Source organism: Vibrio fujianensis (genome assembly GCF_002749895.1).
Taxonomy (GTDB): domain Bacteria; phylum Pseudomonadota; class Gammaproteobacteria; order Enterobacterales; family Vibrionaceae; genus Vibrio; species Vibrio fujianensis.
This window is the reverse complement of the sequence record NZ_NBUS01000042.1, coordinates 82,451-83,040: the sequence shown is the minus strand read 5'-3', so window position 1 is coordinate 83,040 and position 590 is coordinate 82,451. Positions and strand designations below refer to the sequence as shown.

Annotated in this window: 1 protein-coding gene; it reads right to left on the bottom strand. The window is 47.8% G+C overall.

Translation table 11 applies throughout. The annotated features are described in order from the left end of the window. Window positions 1-332: CDP-alcohol phosphatidyltransferase family protein (locus B7C60_RS18740; protein WP_245869098.1), on the bottom strand; the 332-nt coding region annotated here is incomplete at its 3' end. Window positions 333-590 lie beyond the last annotated feature (258 nt).

The following is a 590-nucleotide window of genomic DNA, read 5'->3' as shown; positions in this document are numbered from 1 at the left end:
AACGGATCGGCAATCCGGTCAGGAACATCATTAAAAAGTTCACCGGCGGGGGTCTTTTTCCCGCCTTCGACGGCCACCATGCCATCAAATAAGTTACACAGTAAGCGCGCCTGAATACATATCGCGGTCAGGATTAACCAAAATGATGCGGGCATCTGACGATATATCATCAATATCAAACACCCCAGTAGCGCAAAAGCAATACTCATCAGTGAAATTTGGTTAGGGGTAATCTGCTTCCGACTTAACCAGATGGCGATGCCCTTGGTGACTTTAAGCTCCCTTACCGCGAGAGGACGACGATTTTTTTCATCAGTGTTGTTGGTATTCATAGAACCTCGTAAAAAATAATCATTGCTATACCCTTCCTACTTGAAGCTGCAGGGGTGTTGGCTACGTTCTTTCACCCCAATCACATAGCCTGTCTATGCTCATGGGGATTCACTCACTTGCCGCCTACCTGCAACTCCAAGTTGTTTGGGTATAGAAACAGTTAAAGTGATGTATTGGTTTGGGGGTATCGTTACCAGCTACTTGATGAGCCACCGCCGCCAAAACTACCGCCGCCGCCACTAAAGCCACCACCCGAG